The organism is Vibrio sp. S457-15 (genome assembly GCF_000960545.1).
GTDB classification, from domain to species: Bacteria; Pseudomonadota; Gammaproteobacteria; order Enterobacterales; family Vibrionaceae; genus Vibrio; species Vibrio parahaemolyticus.
Genome location: NZ_JYOQ01000161.1, coordinates 1 through 389, shown reverse-complemented (window position 1 = coordinate 389; position 389 = coordinate 1). Strand labels below are relative to the sequence as shown.

Here is a 389-nt window from a genome sequence, read left to right as displayed (position 1 = left end):
CCGTCAAAGAACACGACTTTATCCTGCGCTATTGCCTTAATCACACCCAGTTTTGTCACTTCACTTCCCTCCCAATACCTCTTGCTCTCATCAAAGAGATATCGGACAGAGTGAGATGAATAAAAAATAGAGTACGGGAACTGATCATCCGTAATGATAACCGCGTTATCTGCTGTTGATTTAACCGAAGCCAACATGTGGCTCAGCCCCGCCCCTTTTAAAAGTTCTGACACTTTCGTAGGATCAGAAACATACCAAATGTCGTTGTCATCTCGATAGATGCTGATGCCGTGTCGGCCCAGCAATGCCATGTAATGATTGTCATCTGCTTTGGTGTCTACCCTGATTTCGTCATATCCATCTGTACGAACAATCTTCATATCTAGGGG

General features: G+C 44.5%; 1 pseudogene. It reads right to left on the bottom strand.

The window, feature by feature from the left end:
• Positions 1-389 (bottom strand): annotated as a pseudogene (locus UF05_RS26365) (hypothetical protein); the annotation flags it as partial.